This is a genomic window from Rudanella lutea DSM 19387 (assembly GCF_000383955.1).
GTDB classification, from domain to species: Bacteria; Bacteroidota; Bacteroidia; order Cytophagales; family Spirosomataceae; genus Rudanella; species Rudanella lutea.
This window is the reverse complement of record NZ_KB913013.1, coordinates 3169564-3186646: the sequence shown is the minus strand read 5'-3', so window position 1 is coordinate 3186646 and position 17083 is coordinate 3169564. Positions and strand designations below refer to the sequence as shown.

The 17083-nt window shown below is 54.4% G+C and carries 13 protein-coding genes and 1 tRNA gene; 7 read left to right on the top strand and 7 right to left on the bottom strand.

Annotated elements, in window-relative coordinates:
- Window positions 1-22: 22 nt before the first annotated feature.
- Both RUDLU_RS0113130 and metH read right to left on the bottom strand, forming a co-directional pair.
- Window positions 23-1345, bottom strand: coding sequence for a Gfo/Idh/MocA family protein (locus RUDLU_RS0113130; RefSeq protein ID WP_019988850.1), 1323 nt, complete (start codon window positions 1343-1345; stop codon window positions 23-25).
- 260 nt (window positions 1346-1605) lie between these two features.
- Window positions 1606-5400, bottom strand: coding sequence for a methionine synthase (gene metH / locus RUDLU_RS0113125; protein ID WP_019988849.1), 3795 nt, complete (start codon window positions 5398-5400; stop codon window positions 1606-1608).
- Between the two features lie 213 nt (window positions 5401-5613).
- Here metH and RUDLU_RS0113120 point away from each other — a divergent pair, with 213 nt between their 5' ends.
- The 5 genes from RUDLU_RS0113120 (at window position 5614) to RUDLU_RS0113100 (ending at window position 11022) form a co-directional block, all read left to right on the top strand.
- Complete coding sequence (locus tag RUDLU_RS0113120) at window positions 5614-6498, top strand: Ppx/GppA phosphatase family protein (protein ID WP_019988848.1); 885 nt, start codon at window positions 5614-5616, stop codon at window positions 6496-6498.
- 30 nt (window positions 6499-6528) lie between these two features.
- Window positions 6529-7065 carry a hypothetical protein gene (locus tag RUDLU_RS0113115; RefSeq protein ID WP_019988847.1) on the top strand — a complete coding sequence of 179 codons (537 nt, stop codon included), beginning with the start codon at window positions 6529-6531 and terminating at the stop codon, window positions 7063-7065.
- A gap of 92 nt (window positions 7066-7157) precedes the next feature.
- Window positions 7158-8666 (top strand): sensor histidine kinase, encoded by a 1509-nt coding sequence (locus tag RUDLU_RS27440; RefSeq protein WP_019988846.1) that lies wholly within the window; start codon window positions 7158-7160, stop codon window positions 8664-8666.
- Window positions 8667-8731: 65 nt separating this feature from the next.
- Window positions 8732-9604, top strand: a complete 873-nt coding sequence (locus RUDLU_RS0113105) for a tetratricopeptide repeat protein (protein ID WP_019988845.1) — start codon at window positions 8732-8734, stop codon at window positions 9602-9604.
- Between the two features lie 35 nt (window positions 9605-9639).
- The gene (locus tag RUDLU_RS0113100) at window positions 9640-11022 is read left to right on the top strand and encodes a M20/M25/M40 family metallo-hydrolase (protein WP_027303023.1); all 1383 of its coding nucleotides are present in this window, start codon (window positions 9640-9642) and stop codon (window positions 11020-11022) included.
- A 69-nt stretch (window positions 11023-11091) separates the two neighbouring features.
- Here the strand turns inward: RUDLU_RS0113100 and RUDLU_RS0113095 are convergent, their stop codons facing one another.
- Window positions 11092-11835, bottom strand: coding sequence for a TIGR04283 family arsenosugar biosynthesis glycosyltransferase (locus RUDLU_RS0113095; protein ID WP_019988843.1), 744 nt, complete (start codon window positions 11833-11835; stop codon window positions 11092-11094).
- Window positions 11836-11997: 162 nt separating this feature from the next.
- Window positions 11998-12432, bottom strand: coding sequence for a hypothetical protein (locus RUDLU_RS0113090; RefSeq protein WP_019988842.1), 435 nt, complete (start codon window positions 12430-12432; stop codon window positions 11998-12000).
- Window positions 12433-12519: 87 nt separating this feature from the next.
- Here RUDLU_RS0113090 and RUDLU_RS0113085 point away from each other — a divergent pair, with 87 nt between their 5' ends.
- Window positions 12520-12822, top strand: a complete 303-nt coding sequence (locus RUDLU_RS0113085; protein WP_019988841.1) for a DUF4286 family protein — start codon at window positions 12520-12522, stop codon at window positions 12820-12822.
- Between the two features lie 27 nt (window positions 12823-12849).
- Here the strand turns inward: RUDLU_RS0113085 and RUDLU_RS0113080 are convergent, their stop codons facing one another.
- The 3 genes from RUDLU_RS0113080 to RUDLU_RS0113070 all read right to left on the bottom strand — a co-directional run bounded on the left by RUDLU_RS0113080 (window position 12850) and on the right by RUDLU_RS0113070 (window position 15468).
- The gene (locus RUDLU_RS0113080; RefSeq protein WP_019988840.1) at window positions 12850-13632 is read right to left on the bottom strand and encodes a tetratricopeptide repeat protein; all 783 of its coding nucleotides are present in this window, start codon (window positions 13630-13632) and stop codon (window positions 12850-12852) included.
- 70 nt (window positions 13633-13702) lie between these two features.
- Window positions 13703-15112, bottom strand: a complete 1410-nt coding sequence (locus RUDLU_RS27435; protein WP_019988839.1) for a DEAD/DEAH box helicase — start codon at window positions 15110-15112, stop codon at window positions 13703-13705.
- Window positions 15113-15395: 283 nt separating this feature from the next.
- A tRNA-Phe gene (locus RUDLU_RS0113070) sits at window positions 15396-15468 on the bottom strand.
- 133 nt (window positions 15469-15601) lie between these two features.
- Here RUDLU_RS0113070 and RUDLU_RS0113065 point away from each other — a divergent pair.
- Entirely contained in the window at window positions 15602-16969 is a 1368-nt protein-coding gene (locus RUDLU_RS0113065) for a 4Fe-4S dicluster domain-containing protein (RefSeq protein WP_019988838.1), read from the top strand.
- The last annotated feature ends 114 nt before the right edge of the window (window positions 16970-17083 follow it).

Genomic DNA, 17083 nt, shown 5'->3' with positions numbered 1-17083 from the left:
CCAAGCGAAATGTCACCTTACATTATAACTTCATTTCCCAGCCCTTCTGGTACTCGCGGGCCCAGAGTTTCATGGCTTCTTTGTCGTTCAGAATATGACCGTTGGCGGGGTCGCAGCGTAACACACGGCCTGTGCGGTAGGCAATATTGCCCAGCTGCGGCAGAAGCGTCGACTTATGGCCTGTTTCGATGGGACAGGTTGGCTTGGTCGTGCCCCGAATTGCTTCGACGAAATTTTTGAGGTGCAAACCATCCAGCAATTCGCCCATGCCCATAGTGTTGGTACGGTCGGCCTCCTGAAGTTCAGTTTTTACGTCTTTAATAAGCTTGTTCTCCAGATTGTACACCTTGTAGTCGTCGCCACCGGGTACAACCATTGTTCCTTTCTCACCGTAGAAAATGACCCCGCGACCGGTGCCTTCGCTATTGAATCCGTTGCAGCTCCGACCCTCCCAGTGGCAGGCCGTGTTGTTCGGAAATTTAAACGAAATAGTCTGGGTGTCGGGTGTTTCCCAGTCGTCCTGATAGGCAAATCGTCCGCCGATAGAAGCCACCTCCACGGGGTAATCGACACCAAGGCCCCACCGGATTACGTCGAGTTCGTGGGTGCCGTTGTTGAGGGCTTCACCCGTGCCCCAGTGCCAGAACCAGTGCCAGTTGTAATGCACGAGGTTGTCTTTGAAATCGCGCCGGGGGGCGGGGCCTTGCCAGAGGTCGAAGTTGAGCCCCGACGGAACCGGCGTTACCTTACCCACCCCAATGGGTTTGCGGGCGTTGGCGTACCACCCCTTGGCAAAATACACCCGGCCAATTACGCCGTCGCGCAATTCCTGCATGGCCTGCTGAATCTTGGGGAACGAGCGCCGTTGGCTTCCCATCTGGATTAGCTTGTTGTATTTCTGGGCAGCCGCTACGAGCATTTCGCCCTCGGCTGGGTTGTGGGCGCAGGGTTTCTCCACGTACACATGCTTGCCGGCCTTCACAGCCATCAGCGAAGCTGGTGCGTGCCAATGGTCGGGAGCGGCCACCATCATCGCATCCATGTCTTTCTCTTCGAGCATCTTCCGAACATCGGTGTATGCTTTGGGCTTTTTACCGGTGATCTTGTAGATGTCGTCAACGGTTTTGTCCACTACTTTCTGGTCGACATCGCACACAAATCCCACTTCGACATTGGGCATCTTGGCAAACATGCGTGCCAGAAAAAAGCCCCGGCTATTGGTACCCATGCTACCGATCACCACTTTTTCGTTGGGCGACCCCTTAAAAACCGGGATGTGTGGGGCTACCCACAGTCCGGCACCGGCTACCGATGCCTGCTTAATAAACTCTCGACGGGTTGACATACGTGAATAAAGGGTATTGGTTAATGCTTACCCGTTAAGCGTTGACCAATAGCTAATTTACTGTTTGGTGGGCCCAATAAACTCACTACTGGACATTAGATGTTAGACACTAGACGTTAGACCTCCGTACCGAAAAGTAGTACCTCTAACGTCCAGTATCTGAAGTCCAGATGTTCAGTAATGAGTCCGATAGAATGACAAGACGGCCACCTGGGGGCGGCCGTCTTGTCCTATCACTTAGAAAAAAGAATAGCGTCTGGTTAGTAACCCAATACAGGAGCCAGCCAACGTTCTACATCTTCAACCGACATGTTTTTGCGGTGGGCGTAGTCGATTACCTGATCTTTGGCAATTTTCCCGACCGAGAAATACTTCGACTCAGGGTGGCTGAAATAGAAACCACTCACCGACGAGGCCGGGTACATGGCAAAGCTTTCAGTCAGCGTGATACCTACCTGACCCGCATCGAGCAGCTCAAACAGTGTCGCCTTTTCGGTATGATCGGGGCAGGCCGGGTAGCCCGGTGCGGGCCGGATACCCTGGTACTCTTCTTTGATGAGCTCGTCGTTGGTCAGCTTTTCGCCAGCCGCATAGGGCCAGAACTGGGTCCGGACGCGGTGGTGCATCAGTTCGGCAAAGGCTTCGGCCAACCGGTCGGCGAGGGCTTTTACCAGAATGCTGTTATAGTCGTCGTGATCGCGCTCATATTTATCAATCAGGGCTTCGATGCCGATACCGGCTGTCACGGCAAACGCCCCGATATAGTCTTCGCGGCCGCTGCTCAGGGGGGCCACAAAATCGGCTAAGCTGAGGTTGGGCAGCCCGGCGGCTTTCTGGTTTTGCTGCCGCAGAAAGTGAAGAACCGCTTTCGTGTCATAAACCAGCTCGCCAGCTTCGCCTACCGACATCATGGACTGACCAGCCGCTAACCGTTCTGCAACAACCTGACTTATCTTGTACTCAATGTGCTGGTGCGAACCGTGCCGCTCGCAGGGGATCTCGCGGCTGAGTTCGTCAAAATCATGCAGCAACACATCGTCTTCGGTTGCGTTGGCCGGGTAAAACCCAACCACCGCTTTGGCTTGCAACAGGTTGTTGTCGATAATCTCCTGCAGCAACCGCTGGGCGTCGTCGTACAGTTTGCGGGCCTCTGCGCCAACGGTGGCATCGTCCAGAATCTTCGGGAATTTTCCGTGGAGCTGCCAGGTCTGGAAAAACGGTGTCCAGTCGATGTATTGGGCGATTTCGGCCAGCGGGTAATCCTGGAAGTACCGATTCCCCAAAAAGGCGGGCTTGGTTGGCTCAAACGCTGACCAATCGATGGGAACGGCGTTGGCCCGTGCCTTCTCGATACCCAGCAGGTTTTTCTCTTTCTGCCGCTTGGCGTGCTCCTCGCGGAGTTTGGCGTATTCGGCCTTGATCTCGCGGAAAATGTCGTTGCGGGTACCTTCGGTTTCGCTTACGAGCCGCCCGGCTACGGGCACACTCCGGCTGGCGTCGAGTACGTGAATAACCGGCCCCGAATAATGCGGGTCGATTTTTACGGCTGTATGAATCCGCGAAGTGGTAGCCCCCCCAATCAGGAGCGGAATGGTAAAGCCCTGCCGCTCCATTTCTTTGGCTACGCCCACCATCTCGTCGAGCGAAGGCGTGATAAGGCCACTCAAGCCAATAATATCAACGTTGTGTTTTTTGGCTTCGGCCAGAATTTTATCGGTCGAGACCATCACACCGAGATCAACAATCTCGTAGTTGTTACAGCCGAGCACCACCCCAACAATGTTCTTGCCGATGTCGTGCACGTCGCCTTTTACGGTGGCCAGCAGAATCTTGCCGGCTGTAGAGGCTCCACCGGTTTTTTCGGCTTCGATAAATGGCGTGAGGTAGGCCACGGCTTTTTTCATCACCCGCGCCGATTTTACCACCTGCGGCAGAAACATCTTGCCCGCGCCAAACAGGTCGCCGACTACGTTCATGCCGTCCATGAGCGGGCCCTCGATCACGTGCAACGGCCGCGCAACGCTTTGGCGGGCTTCTTCCACATCCACGTCGATGTACTCCGTGATACCCTTAATGAGGGCATGCTTGAGCCGCTCGGCTACGGGTTCGTTGCGCCAGGCATCGTCCTGCACTACTTCTTTGCCCTTCGATTTTACGGTTTCGGCAAAGGCCACCATACGCTCGGTAGCGTCGGGTCGGCGGTTGAGCAGCACGTCTTCCACGTGCTCAAGCAGGTCCTTCGGAATATCGTCGTAAATAGCCAGCTGACCTGCGTTAACAATACCCATGTCGAGCCCGGCCCGGATGGCGTGGTACAAAAACGCGGAGTGCATGGCCTCGCGCACGGGTTCGTTGCCCCGGAACGAGAACGAAATATTCGACACCCCACCCGATACTTTGGCTAAGGGCAGATTCTGCTTAATCCAGCGGGTAGCATTGATAAAATCAACCGCATAGTTATTATGCTCGTCGATACCGGTGGCTACGGTCAGAATATTCGGGTCGAAAATGATGTCCTGTGGCTGAAACTGAACCTTATCGACCAGAATCCGGTACGCACGCTCACAGATTTCGATACGCCGTTCGTAGGAGTCGGCCTGTCCTGTTTCGTCGAAAGCCATTACCACGGTAGCTGCGCCGTACCGCTTCACCAGCTGCGCCTTTTCGATGAAGGCTTCTTCGCCTTCTTTGAGCGAAATTGAGTTAACAATCGCTTTGCCCTGTACGCATTTCAACCCGGCTTCGATCACCTCCCACTTTGAGGAGTCGATCATGATGGGCACGCGGGCAATGTCGGGTTCAGCAGCAATGAGGTTGAGGAAGGTGGTCATGGCCTCCACGGAGTCGAGCATGCCCTCGTCCATGTTAACGTCGATCACCTGCGCGCCATTCTCTACCTGCTGACGGGCTACCGCCAGAGCTGCGTCGTAGTCACCTGCTTTGATCAGCCGGGCAAAGGCTTTGGAGCCGGTTACATTGGTCCGCTCGCCGATGTTGACAAAATTAGTGGCTTCGGTAATTTTCAGGGGTTCCAGACCGCTCAGTTTCTGGTATGGCTCGCGGGCCGGGAGCGGGCGGGGCTGGTACCGGCTGGCCACGCGGGCAATAGCGCCGATGTGATCGGGGGTGGAGCCGCAGCAGCCGCCTACAATGTTTACGTACCCCTCCTGAATAAAGCTCTCAATGGTAGCAGCCATCTGATCGGGCGTTTCATCGTACTCGCCAAATTCGTTGGGCAGGCCAGCATTGGGGTAGGCCGAAACAAAGAAAGGAGCCTCTTTGGCCAGCGTACGCACATAGGGGCGCATGAGGTCGGCCCCGAGGGCACAGTTGAGGCCCACACTCAGCAAGGGTAGGTGCGATACCGAGTACAGAAACGCTTCGGTGGTCTGACCCGACAGGGTACGGCCCGAGGCATCGGTAATGGTTCCCGACACCATGATGGGCAGGCGGGTGCCGGTTTGGGCAAAGTACTTATCAATGGCAAACAGGGCTGCCTTGGCATTCAGCGTATCAAAAATGGTCTCGACCAGCAGCAGGTCGGCCCCGCCATCGACTAAGCCGCGTACCTGCTCGTAATAGGCATCCACCAGCTCGTCGAAGGTAACGGCCCGGTAACCGGGGTTATTCACATCGGGTGAGAGGCTGGCGGTTCGGTTGGTGGGGCCCATCGCGCCAGCCACATACCGGGGCTTGTCGGGGGTGAGTTGGGTAACCTCGGTGGCGGCTTCTTTAGCCAGCCGGGCCGATTCGTAATTCAACTCGTACACCAGATCTTCCATGTGGTAATCGGCCATGGCGATGGAGGTGCTGCTGAAGGTATTCGTTTCGACAATATCCGAACCAGCGTCGAGGTATTGCCGATGAATTTCCTTGATGATGCGGGGCTGCGTCAACGACAATAAATCGTTGTTGCCCTTCACATCGTGCGGAAAAGTAGCGAAACGCTCACCCCGATAGTCGGCTTCGGTGAGGTTGTAGCGCTGAATCATGGTTCCCATGGCGCCATCGAGAACCAGAATGCGTTCGTGCAGGAGGTCAGTAATCGTTTTCAAACGATACAATTGTTTATTTCCCCGGTGATAGTCAGTCAACTGGCTGACTTAGAATAGTGCAAAAATAGTGCTTTTATAGTGGATAGAAACACGGATGCAACAGATGAAACGGATTTTTACTGATTATTCATCCGGTTGTGCTATAACCTAAAAAAATCCGTTTAAATCCATTCAATCCGCCGAATCCATGTTCCAATTCCTAATTTCGCCCCTATGAAAATCGCTGCTATCGACATCGGCTCCAACGCGGCCCGGCTCCAGATTTCAACTGTGCTTCATAACGACGGTATCGTCAGCTTCAAAAAAGTCGAATATGTCCGGTTCCCGCTTCGGTTGGGGCATGATGTGTTTACGTTTGGTGAGCTCACCCCCGACAGTGAGGAGCGAACCACCAAACTCATGCAGGTGTACAAACTGCTGATGGAGTTGCACGAGGTAGAACATTACATGGCTTGTGCCACCTCGGCCATGCGCGAATCGAGCAACGGACCCGAAATTGCCGAGCGTATCCGTCGGGACACAGGCATCCACATTCACATTATCGACGGGCAGCAGGAGGCCGAACTGATCAACAATGTGGTGGTTCAGGCACTCGACGAGCGGCAGTTTCTGCACATCGATGTGGGCGGGGGGAGCACCGAGCTGAACCTGTACCAGAATCGCCGGAAGCTCAATTCTCGTTCATTTAAGATTGGCTCGGTTCGTTTGCTGGAAGGCAAAGAGACCAAAGGGGCCTGGGGTAAAATTCAGACCTGGATTGATGATAACGTCGACCGCTCGCGGGAGGTTATTGCGGTAGGAACTGGCGGCAACATCAGCAAAATATTCAACCTGGTATCGAAGACTTCGGATACGACCACGACTCTGGCTGATATTGAGCGTATGAAGGATTACATCGCCGGGTTCAGTCTGGAAGATCGAATTAACAAACTACGTCTCAACGCTGACCGGGCCGATGTGATCGTGCCGGCTTCGGAAATCTATATTTCGGTAATGAAGTGGGCCGGGGCGCAGGAGATTATCGTGCCTGATCTGGGCCTTAAAGATGGTATCCTTCAGCTTGTTTACGAACAGGTTGGCCTGCGGAACCGCGCCTAAGTTTTGTTGCACCTACTCACCAACCTTCCTATGGCCTCTGCCAAACTGTTTTTATTGAGTATCCTGTTCGGGTGGTTGCTGGCACCGGCTGCCGTGCGGGCGCAGGGGGCGGGTACTCCCTTGCCATCGGTAGGGCTTCGGCCCATCGAGCGGGCACCCGGTTCCACCATTCTGGGGAGCACGTATGTGTACAAGGGCCGTAAACTGGGCTCGCCGTTTTCGGTCGAAATACCGATCTATGAGCTAAATGACGCGGTGGCTATCCGGCACTTCCGGCGGTTTCGGACCTGGACCACGGTGGGGCGGCTTACCGGACTGGCCTCGGTGGCGTATGTGTTGTTTAACCGGACGCCCGACCGCCAAATAAGCCGCACCATCTATGTGGGTTCGCTGGTCGCGTCGATCGGGTTTTCGCTTATCAGTAATCATCAGGTCGATAGCGCCGTGCGCCGGTACAACACCGTGTTACGCGACGGGCGTATTGGCCTAAGCGCGCAACCTACCCCGCTTGGGGGGGCGGCTGTCGGGCTGGGGCTTACAGTTCCGTTAGTAGACCTGGGCAACTGATTCGCTACTTAAAAGGTTGTTAAATCTACTACTTAGGTATAGTTTTTGGGTGTTTATGGGCGTACTTTTATGTCTGTTAGCTCCTGATTTACATGATTTTTGCCTCTGAGTTAGGGTCCAGTCTGCTCGAAAACGCCCTGAATGCCACCCTAAACGGCATTATTGTGGTCGAATCGGTGTATGACGCCGGACAGGTGGTTATCGATTTTCGGTGTCTTTTTGTGAATCAGACCGCCCGTGAGCAGGCTTTACTTCTGAAAAATGCTCAGGTGGGGATGCTACTGAGCGAGCTGCTGACCCCCGCCGACTTTCTGCCTTTGCAAACAATCGGTAAGGCCGTACTGGCTACGGGTGAGCCCTACCGGGGCGAACATTACGGCGAACAGACCAACGAGTGGTTCAATACCCACATTGCCCGCCTGACCGACTCGCGCCTGATTATTACGTTTGCCAACGTGACGGCCCTTAAGCAAGCTATTTTCGACCATCAGCAGCAGGCAAGCCTATTCCAGAATGTGCTGGCGAGTACAACCAACCCGGTGGTTATTTGTAAGCCTATTCACGGACCTTCTGGCTTGCTGACCGATCTGCAACTGGTGCTGTTTAACCCGGCTGCGCAGGATGCCTGGCTTTTCGGTACCGAACTGCGGGAGGGGGCCCTGGCTACGCAGCTGCTTCCTCCAAAAGAGGCCGTAAAACTGCTCGAATACTGCCAGCAGGCCTGCCAAACCGGACAAACCCAGCGGTTTCAGTACCGATACCCCGATTCGGACCGCTGGCTGAGCCTGGCGGTTAAGAAGTTTGATCAGGGATTAATTCTGAACGCGGCCGATGTGACCGAAGAGCGGCATCAGCAGGCTGTATTGATGAACATGAACCGGGCGCTTCAACAATCGAACGAAAACCTGCAACAGTTTGCCTACATCGCTTCGCACGATTTGCAGGAGCCTCTGCGCAAGATTCACTCGTTTGGTAACCTGCTGTCGGTTCAGTTTGCCGATCAGCTGGGCGAAAACGGAATGGACCTCATCCGGCGGATGCAGGCGGCTTCGGGCCGGATGACCACCCTGATCCGGGATTTGCTGGCTTACTCGCGCCTAACTACTCATCGGGAACCCTCGCAACCGGTGTCGCTCGGTCGGTTGATCGACGAGATTATCGACGACCTGAGCCCACTCCTGCAAGAGGGGCAGGCCACTACTGATTGTGAAGAGTTACCCACCGTACCGGGCGATGCCAGTCAGCTGCGGCAATTGTTTCAGAACCTCCTGATTAACGCCGTAACGTATCGGCACCCCGACCGGTTACCAATCATCCGGGTTAGCTGCCGTACCTTGTCGGGGGCCGATGTGCCCGAGGGTTTACCACCCCAGAAAAATTACGCCGAAATCAGTGTGGCTGATAATGGGATTGGCTTCGAGGAGCGGTACGCCGAACGCATTTTTCAAATGTTTCAACGGCTGCACGGGCGCAATCAGTATACTGGTACGGGGGTAGGGCTGGCCATTTGTAAGCGCGTAGTCGAAAACCACCAGGGGCTGATCATGGCCCATAGCGTGCCGGGGCAAGGCTCAACTTTCCGGATTGTTTTACCCCTGTAGTTGCGGGGGCGCTTTTGTTTAGGCTGGGGTCATACGGGTAGCTTGCCAGGGATTAACTTGCACCCATGGAACTTCTGATTACGTTTGCGATCATCAGCTACATCATCTATCTGCGCTACTACGCCGACCTGCGCACGTCGGCCGATAAAGAGCGTAGTCTGCTTCAGCCGGGTATCGACCTATACAATACGAACCAGTTGGACCAGGCAATGCAGTATTTCAGCCGACGCATTGAGGAGCAACCCCGGCTGAGCGTTGCCTACCTGTACCGGGCGCGTTGCCTGCGCGAACTGGGCGATAGCGATGCGGCCCTTGCTGATCTGCAGACCGGGGCCAGTTACGATAACTCCGTTTCGGACATTCATCTTGAAACAGGCCGGATTCTGTACGACCGCCGTGCATTCGATGCGGCTTTCTCGGCGTTTGACCAGGCGGTTTTTCATGCTAAAGGGCAAGACCCGATGGCCTACTACTGGCGCGGTTTGGCCCGGCAGCAGTTAGGTCAAATTGAAGAGGCTCAACTCGATGCCGATCGAGCTACAACGCTCGAACAGGCCCAATCATTGGGAGATGTACCCGGTCAGCAGCCGCGGCCGTCGGCCTTTCTGGATCGTCGGCTGGGGGTCAACGCCCTGTTTGTCTTGATGCACAGCGTGGTTCTGTTGTATGTGGTGAAACAATCGCCCGTGATTCACTGGCCGTACCTGATGGCTTCGATCTCGGCGGCTGCGATTGGTTTTGCCGAGCCTCGCCGGGGGTGGTTGCTGGCGTTATTGCAGGCGGGTGCCCTGTTGGTCGGTTATTACGGGTTTACGGATCAGCCCGCACAAAGTGGTCAGAAAGAGCTGGAAGCCTTTAATTTGTTTGGTTCGGTAGGTCTTACGTTTGTGGGTAGCTTCATCGGAAGTATTCTGAAGCGGTCAATGATAAGTCATTAGTCTTTTTGGTATTTTCGCCGTTCATCGTCTGACCTATGAAAAAAACACTTCTATCGCTTACGCTTGGTTTGGGGGCCTTCGCGGTCCCGGCCTCGGCTCAGGAAATTGTCAACCGCGACCCGCAGATCGTTCAACTATTGAGCGAAGTATCGGCCGACAGCCTGCGGGCCCACATTGATGGGCTGGTTAGTTTCGGGACCCGCCATACACTCAGCGTATCCACGCCGGGCTCCACCACCGACCCCAAGCGGGGTATTGGCGCGGCCCGGCAGTGGATTCTGGGTAAATTTCGGCAGTACGCTCAGCAGTCGGGTGGGCGCATGACGGCCTCCCTCGATACCTGGACGCTTCAGCCCGACGGCCGCCGGATTGATAAGCCGGTAGAAATGGCCAACGTTATGGCCATTCTGAAAGGGACCGACCCCACCGATACGCGGGTATTTCTGGTGCAGGGACATATGGATAGCCGGGTGACCAACGTGATGAACCGTGACGCCAACGCGCCCGGTGCCAACGACGATGGTTCGGGTACGGCGGCCGTGATCGAACTCTGCCGGGTGCTGAGCAAGTCGAACTTCCCGGCTACCATCGTCTTTGCCACTCTGACGGGTGAAGAACAGGGGCTTTTGGGCGCCGAGCACCTCTCTGACCGGGCCGTGAAAGAAAAATGGAACCTCGAAGCGGTACTGAACAACGACATCATGGGCAGCAACCACTCCAACGAGACCCACATTATCGACAATACCCGGCTGCGCGTATTCAGCGAAGGCTTGCCCGCCAATATGCTGCGCGATACCACCGGCCGCATCGCCCAGATTCGGAACTTTGGTAACGAAAACGATGGGAAAGCCCGTACGTTGGCCCGTTACCTGAAAGAGGTGGGGGAGCGGTATGTTGAAAATCTGGAAGTGGTCATGATTTACCGTAACGACCGTTACCTGCGCGGGGGCGACCATACGCCATTTGTGCAACGTGGCTTTGCGGCCGTGCGCCTGACGGAGATGAACGAAAACTACGATCACCAACATCAGGATCTCCGCGTCGAAAACAAAATCGAGTTTGGCGATTACGCCAAGTTCATGGACTTTGAATACCTCCGCAAAAACACGGCCGTGAACTTAGCTACCCTGGCCAACTTAGCTAAAGCGCCCGCCGTGCCCCAAAACGTGACCATCGAAGTACGTAACCTGACCAACTCGACCGCCTTGTACTGGAAAGCTCCGGCTACTGGCAAGGTACGCGGCTATTATGTACTCATGCGCGAAACCCATTGGCCGTTTTGGCAGAAGAAATTCTTCACCAACAAACTCGGCATGACGCTGCCTTACTCCAAAGACAACTATTACTTCGCGGTGCAGGCCGTCAGTGAAGACGGCAACGAAAGCCTGCCTGTGTTGCCGGTTCCAAATTTGAGATAGAAGGGAAGGATATTCGATAGGGGAAAAAGGAGAAGGGAGGAAAGGACAAACCCCCTTCTCCTTTTTCCCCTATCGAATATCCTTGTAAAGTCGCTTGAGCCGCGCGGGCGAAAAGCCTACACCCCACAAAAAGCCGATTGTCAGAAACAGGGCATTGGCTCGCCAGAAGCCCCATTTCGCCACCCGCCGGTCCGACGACTCGACCACCCGGTTTACCTGCCGGATGCGGCCAAACTGCACCAGTTTAAGCAACAGGTCGGCCTCTTCCATAATGGGTAGGTCGTCGCGGTAACCACCACAGCGCATAAACTGCTCCCGCCGACAGAAAATCACCTGATCGCCGAACAGCAACCGGGCCCCTTTAGCAAAGAAAAGGTACGGCCGGAAAAGCAGTGGGGCATAATAACTCTTGATGTAATTGTGCAAGGAGGTGAGCCAACGGGTTTGCGTATCGCCCCGCATAAGCGAAATAAACCCACCGGCTGCCACGCGTGGGTTGCGTAGGGTGTGCTCTACCACAGAGAGAGCATCGTCGGGCAGGAGCGTGTCGGCGTGCAAAAAACACAAAATAGAACCCTGCGCAACGTGGGCCGCCTGATTCATCTGGTGAGCACGACCCGTCTGCGCGCACTCAATCAGTTGGAGATGAGGTAACTCGGTTTGCCAGCTTCGCACGATGGTCAGCGTTTGGTCGGTGCTACCACCATCGGACACAATTATTTCCACCGGCGTCGGCCACAATCCCCGCAGCATGCGTAGCGTGCGGGGCAGAGCCTGCTCCTCGTTGAGGGTGGGAATAATAATCGAAACCATACATGTACAACCAACAGTGAACAACGAACAACCAACAGTGAGCAACTAACAACGGACAGAGAACAACCAACAACGGACAGGAGTCAAATGTCTCCCTGTCAATTGTTCACTGCTCGTTGCTCACTGCTCGTTGTTCACTGTTGGTTGTTCACTGTTCACTGCTTAAAACCAGCCCGCGCCCGGAATCCGGAACGGCCAGGGAATAGAGGCCAGAATGATCAGCAGACCGATACCCATAAAAATGGCAACCGCCTTGTGTTTATCGGCGGCATCGGTCAGGCGCTTCGAGCGCGAGTAGCCTACTGTAACCAGTGCAATGGCAATGAGCATCCCCACCAGGTGTTCTACCGTGTAGAAGCGGTAGAGCTTGTCGCTCATCATGCCGAAGTCAACTTTGGGGCTGATAAAATACAGAACCAGACCAATCAGCAGCTGAGTATGAACGGCAATCAGGGTGAACAGGTACAGTTTCCGGTTCGATTCGGTAAAGGCGTTGCGGCTTTGCCAGCGGCCAAAAGCGGTGGCTACAGCAGCCACCAGCAGGATCAGGGCGACCCAGCGTAGGCCCGAGTGGGCATGAACTAATCCAGAGTACATACGTTTTTCAGATTACAACAAGGGAGAATCTCCCCGGCAAATAAACAACCAAAACGGCAACTTGTCCGCAACTTAGTCGCATCCCGCATGATTCTTTTCAATATTACCTACAGCCTCGACCCTACCATCGAACGCGACTGGCTCCGCTGGGCCAAGACCGAGTACCTGCCTATGATTGAGGCTACTACCCTGACCGACAATGTGAGGGTTCTGAAGCTGTTGACCGAGCTCGACAATGGAGCGGCTACGTATTCGGTGCAGGTGTATTTTACAGCGATGGAGAGTTTTCTGGCGTATCACCACACATTCGCCGATGCACACCAGCGGAAAGCGGATGAGCTGTTTGCGAATAAGTACGCTACCTTCCGGACGTTGCTCGAAGACGTGTAGCCCCTGGCTGCCAAACCAATAAACCGCTTACTTGAACACACCCTTGGGGTCGGGCTGTTTGGCAATCAACTCGTTCAGGAGGGTGAGATCGATGCTTGAAAAGTCAATCTGTCGGGCCTTGTGGATATGCTCCCACGCCCGGCCATAATCGGCCTTGGTGTACTGCAACAAGGCCATTTTTATGTGCGCCGTAGCGTTATCGGGCAAGATGGAGAGGGCTTTTGCCAAATGGGTTTCGGCATCGGTGAGGTGCGCCGGGTCTTTTTTCTGCTGAAACTGCATCAACTCAACGGTGGCCAGGTCGGTCATCAGCACAGCGTTGGTATCGGCAATGGCCAATCCCTTGCCGAGCATCCGAATGGCCTGATCGAGCTTATTCTGCTGGTAGCAGACAACCCCAAGCCCCCAGTATGCATCCACATTTTTCTCATTGAGCAGCCAGGCCAGGTTGAACCGGTAGGCTGCGGTATCGAGCTGACTTTCGCCGAGGTAATCCCAGCCGCGGGCGGCAAAGAACTGACTGGCTTCGCCCCGGTTGCTAAAATTCTGGTCGCAATCGTTCAGAAAATTAATTTCGAATTCGATCTGCTCACCCGATTTTGCCCGTTCGCCAAACAACGGCATCACCCGCGTAGCCTGAGCCGACTCGGCCCCAACTCCGCTCGCATCGCCTGGCAACGCGGCTTTATCCCGGCTCGTTGAACTCACGCTCCGGGCCGAACTGATGAATTGACCCGGTTGGGCCATCGTCCAGAGCGGCAGGAACGCAACGATCAGCAGGAACGAATTATGGGGAATCCGAATGCTCATTGTCATACTCGATAACAGACATGCTTTTCTAGAACGAAAAGGAAGGGAAATATAGTGTTTTCCCGGCAGATTATCTCCGCCCTTTTCGCTTGGGTCCGCCGGGTCTACCCGAGGTGCCTGCCCGCTTTGGTCCACCCGTTTTGGGCTTTCCGCCACCTGGTTTTACGCCTAATTTGGCCGCCCGGGCCGATTGTGCCCCACTTTTAACGGCACGGGCTTTGGCGGTTCCGAGCGACTTTTTCTCGTGAAAAGCACCTTTAAACGTGGGGTCTTCTTTTTTACGTTGCTCGTCGATTTCGCGAAGCATGGCCTGCTGCTCATCAAACGGCGTTTCGGTTACCTCGACGTTGGCGGGCAGGGCCTCGCGCGGGATGGGCATCCGAATAATTTTTTCGATTTTCTGGATATGATACGCTTCCGGTGGCGTCATAAACGTAATGGCCTGACCCGAGCGGTTGGCCCGGCCGGTGCGCCCAATCCGGTGCACGTAATCTTCGTAAATAAGCGGCACATCGAAATTAATCACGTGCGACACCTCGGCCACGTCGATACCGCGAGCCGCTACGTCGGTAGCCACCAGAATCTTGACCGAGCCTTCTTTAAACGCTTCCATCGAATTGATCCGGGTATTCTGGCCCTTATTGGCGTGAATGACCCGTACCTGCCCTTCTTCGACTACCTTACGCTGTAAAAACTTGTACACGTTTTCGGCGGTCGTTTTGGAGCGGGTAAACACAATACCTCGCTCGAAAGCCTCGCGCTCTACCAGTTCTTCGAGTAGGCTTATTTTGGTTCGAAAATTAGGCACTTCGTAAAGCGTTTGCGTCACCATTTCGGCTGCGGTAGCCTGCGGGGTCACTTCAACCCGCACCGGAGCTTCGAGAAATTCGGCCGATAGGCGTTCAACTTTTTCGGGGAAGGTGGCCGAAAACAACAGGTTTTGCCGCTTGCGGGGAATAACCTCCAGAATTTTGCGGATCTGAGGCATAAAACCCATGTCCATCATCTTGTCGGCCTCATCCAGAATCATGGTCTTAAGCTCCTTCGTCACAATCGACTCGGTGAGGTAAAGGTCCATGAAACGGCCCGGTGTTGCCACAATAATATCAATGCCAGCGTCGAGGGCAGCAATCTGGGTTTTGGGGCCAAGGCCACCGTACAAGGCTATATGCCGTAGGTCGGTGTATTTGGCCAGCTGAGCAATGGCTTCGTCGATTTGCATGACCAGCTCGCGGGTCGGGGCCAGAATCAGCGCCCGTGGATTTTTGCCCTGCGCGTATTTCACCTTCATCAGCAACGGCAGCACGTAGGCGGCCGTTTTGCCCGTGCCGGTCTGCGCAATGCCCAGTACATCGTGATTGCCCAGAATAAGCGGAATGGTTTTCTGCTGAATCGGGGTAGGGGTGGTGTAGCCGGCATCGGCAATGGCGTTGAGTAGCTGGCGATTCAGAGCGAAATCGTCAAACGAAGTAATTTCCATAAAACAAAGGTAATCATTAAGCCGGACTCCAACTTCCGGCTTTGTCTATGATCTGATAGTCAGTGAGTTATTTGGGAGCTAGAAGGGGCGTAAAACCTGGCTCGGCTAAGGCGGGTATTGTACTTAAATATCTATTGATAGTACAACAATTATGGCCCATAGGTGTTGCTACAAGGGTCAAATGGCTTATATTTGCCCATTCAAAAAAATGTTATGCACGCATACTATCTGACATACGGACACGAAAAAAGCCTTCCCGAACGAGAAGGCTTTCTAAGCGAGGTGGTGATGGACGGAATCGAACCGCCGACACAAGGATTTTCAGTCCTTTGCTCTACCAACTGAGCTACATCACCTCGGCGTCTGTTAAACGTGGGTGCAAAACTATGGGCAGATTGCCCACAAAGCAACATTTTTAGAAAATATTTTTCACCATCAGACAAGCTGACGAGCCAATCGGTTGGAAGTCAGTAGCGATCAACTTTTCGTATGGCATATTTAGAGCAAGTATTCTTTGTGATAGCGCTGGGTGTAACGGCCTGGTTTATCACAAAACGGGTCAAACTCATCACGCGGGCTATCAAGCTGGGCCGACCCGAAGACCGATCGGCGAATGCCGGTGAGCGGTTGAAAATCATGTTGCAGGTAGCGTTTGGACAGAAAAAAATGTTCGACAACCCGCTGGTGGGGATTATGCACTTCGTGATTTACGCGGGCTTCATTATCATCAACATTGAGATTCTGGAGATCATTGTGGATGGGCTTATCGGGGCCCACCGGGTTTTCGCGCCGTTTATCACGCCCATTTATCCGTTTTTGATCAACGTATTTGAGGTGCTGGCTTTCGGGGTTCTGGCCGTGTGCGTGGTGTTCCTGACGCGCCGGTGGGTATCGAAAGTACAGCGGTTGCAACCCGAACGCCATCGGGAACTGAAAAACTGGCCGGTTAAAGATGCAACCTATATTCTGGTGGCCGAGATTGTGCTGATGATTCTGTTTCTGACCTGGAACGCGTCGGACAGCGTACTGCGCGATCGGGGAATCGGGCATTACGGCGAATTGCAGGGCATTGTCCCCGATTTCTTGGTCAGTCAGTATCTGAAGCCGCTTTTTACCGGTTTTAGTGACGGGGCGCTGGTGGCCTACGAACGGGCCGCCTGGTGGTTGCACATTCTGGGAATCATGGGCTTTGCCGTGTACGTAACTTACTCAAAGCACCTGCACATTGCCCTGGGCTTCCCCAACGTGTATTTCTCGGACCTGAAGCCTAAAGGCGAAATGACCAACATGCCTGAGGTGACCAAAGAGGTGCAGCTGATGCTGGGTATCTCGCCCGAGCAGGCCGACCCGTCGGGCGGCAATGACAACGGCGAACAGCCGCCCACCATTGGGCGGTTTGGGGCCAAAGATGTGGAAGACCTGCGCTGGATCAACCTCATGAATGCCTACAGCTGTACCGAATGCGGGCGGTGTACGGCGGCTTGCCCGGCTAATATTACGGGCAAAAAACTGTCGCCCCGGAAGATCATGATGGATACCCGCGACCGGCTCGAAGATATTCAGCGTGGCTGGGTGCAGAATGGCCCCGAGTTTAAAGACGAAAAATCGTTGCTGGGCGACTACATCACGGTGGAAGAAATCAACGCCTGTACCACCTGTCAGGCGTGTGTGAATGCCTGCCCGATCAACATTAACCCGCTCGATATTATCCTGCAACTGCGCCGGTACAAGGTAATGGAAGAGTCGCAGGCACCCGGCTCGTGGAACGCCATGTTCAGCAATATCGAAAACAACATGGCCCCCTGGAAATTTTCACCAAGCGACCGGTTTAACTGGGCCGATCAGATTAATTCATAAGTTTTCGGTTTGCAGTTTTCGGTTTTCAGTTGCTGGCGCCATAGAGCTGGTCCGGTTTCTCGAAAACTGTAAACTGTAGACCGAAAACAGAAAACTTCACTTACGATGTCTCAA

What these genes read in the sequence shown, in the direction of transcription:
- RUDLU_RS0113130 (WP_019988850.1), bottom strand. Translation starts at nt 1,345, where the DNA reads ATGTCAACCCGTCGAGAGTTTATTAAGCAGGCATCGGTAGCCGGTGCC.
- RUDLU_RS0113120 (WP_019988848.1), top strand. Translation starts at nt 5,614, where the DNA reads ATGAAAATCGCTGCTATCGACATCGGCTCCAACGCGGCCCGGCTCCAG.
- RUDLU_RS0113115 (WP_019988847.1), top strand. Translation starts at nt 6,529, where the DNA reads ATGGCCTCTGCCAAACTGTTTTTATTGAGTATCCTGTTCGGGTGGTTG.
- RUDLU_RS27440 (WP_019988846.1), top strand. Translation starts at nt 7,158, where the DNA reads ATGATTTTTGCCTCTGAGTTAGGGTCCAGTCTGCTCGAAAACGCCCTG.
- RUDLU_RS0113105 (WP_019988845.1), top strand. Translation starts at nt 8,732, where the DNA reads ATGGAACTTCTGATTACGTTTGCGATCATCAGCTACATCATCTATCTG.
- RUDLU_RS0113100 (WP_027303023.1), top strand. Translation starts at nt 9,640, where the DNA reads ATGAAAAAAACACTTCTATCGCTTACGCTTGGTTTGGGGGCCTTCGCG.
- RUDLU_RS0113095 (WP_019988843.1), bottom strand. Translation starts at nt 11,835, where the DNA reads ATGGTTTCGATTATTATTCCCACCCTCAACGAGGAGCAGGCTCTGCCC.
- RUDLU_RS0113090 (WP_019988842.1), bottom strand. Translation starts at nt 12,432, where the DNA reads ATGTACTCTGGATTAGTTCATGCCCACTCGGGCCTACGCTGGGTCGCC.
- RUDLU_RS0113085 (WP_019988841.1), top strand. Translation starts at nt 12,520, where the DNA reads ATGATTCTTTTCAATATTACCTACAGCCTCGACCCTACCATCGAACGC.
- RUDLU_RS0113080 (WP_019988840.1), bottom strand. Translation starts at nt 13,632, where the DNA reads ATGAGCATTCGGATTCCCCATAATTCGTTCCTGCTGATCGTTGCGTTC.
- RUDLU_RS27435 (WP_019988839.1), bottom strand. Translation starts at nt 15,112, where the DNA reads ATGGAAATTACTTCGTTTGACGATTTCGCTCTGAATCGCCAGCTACTC.
- RUDLU_RS0113065 (WP_019988838.1), top strand. Translation starts at nt 15,602, where the DNA reads ATGGCATATTTAGAGCAAGTATTCTTTGTGATAGCGCTGGGTGTAACG.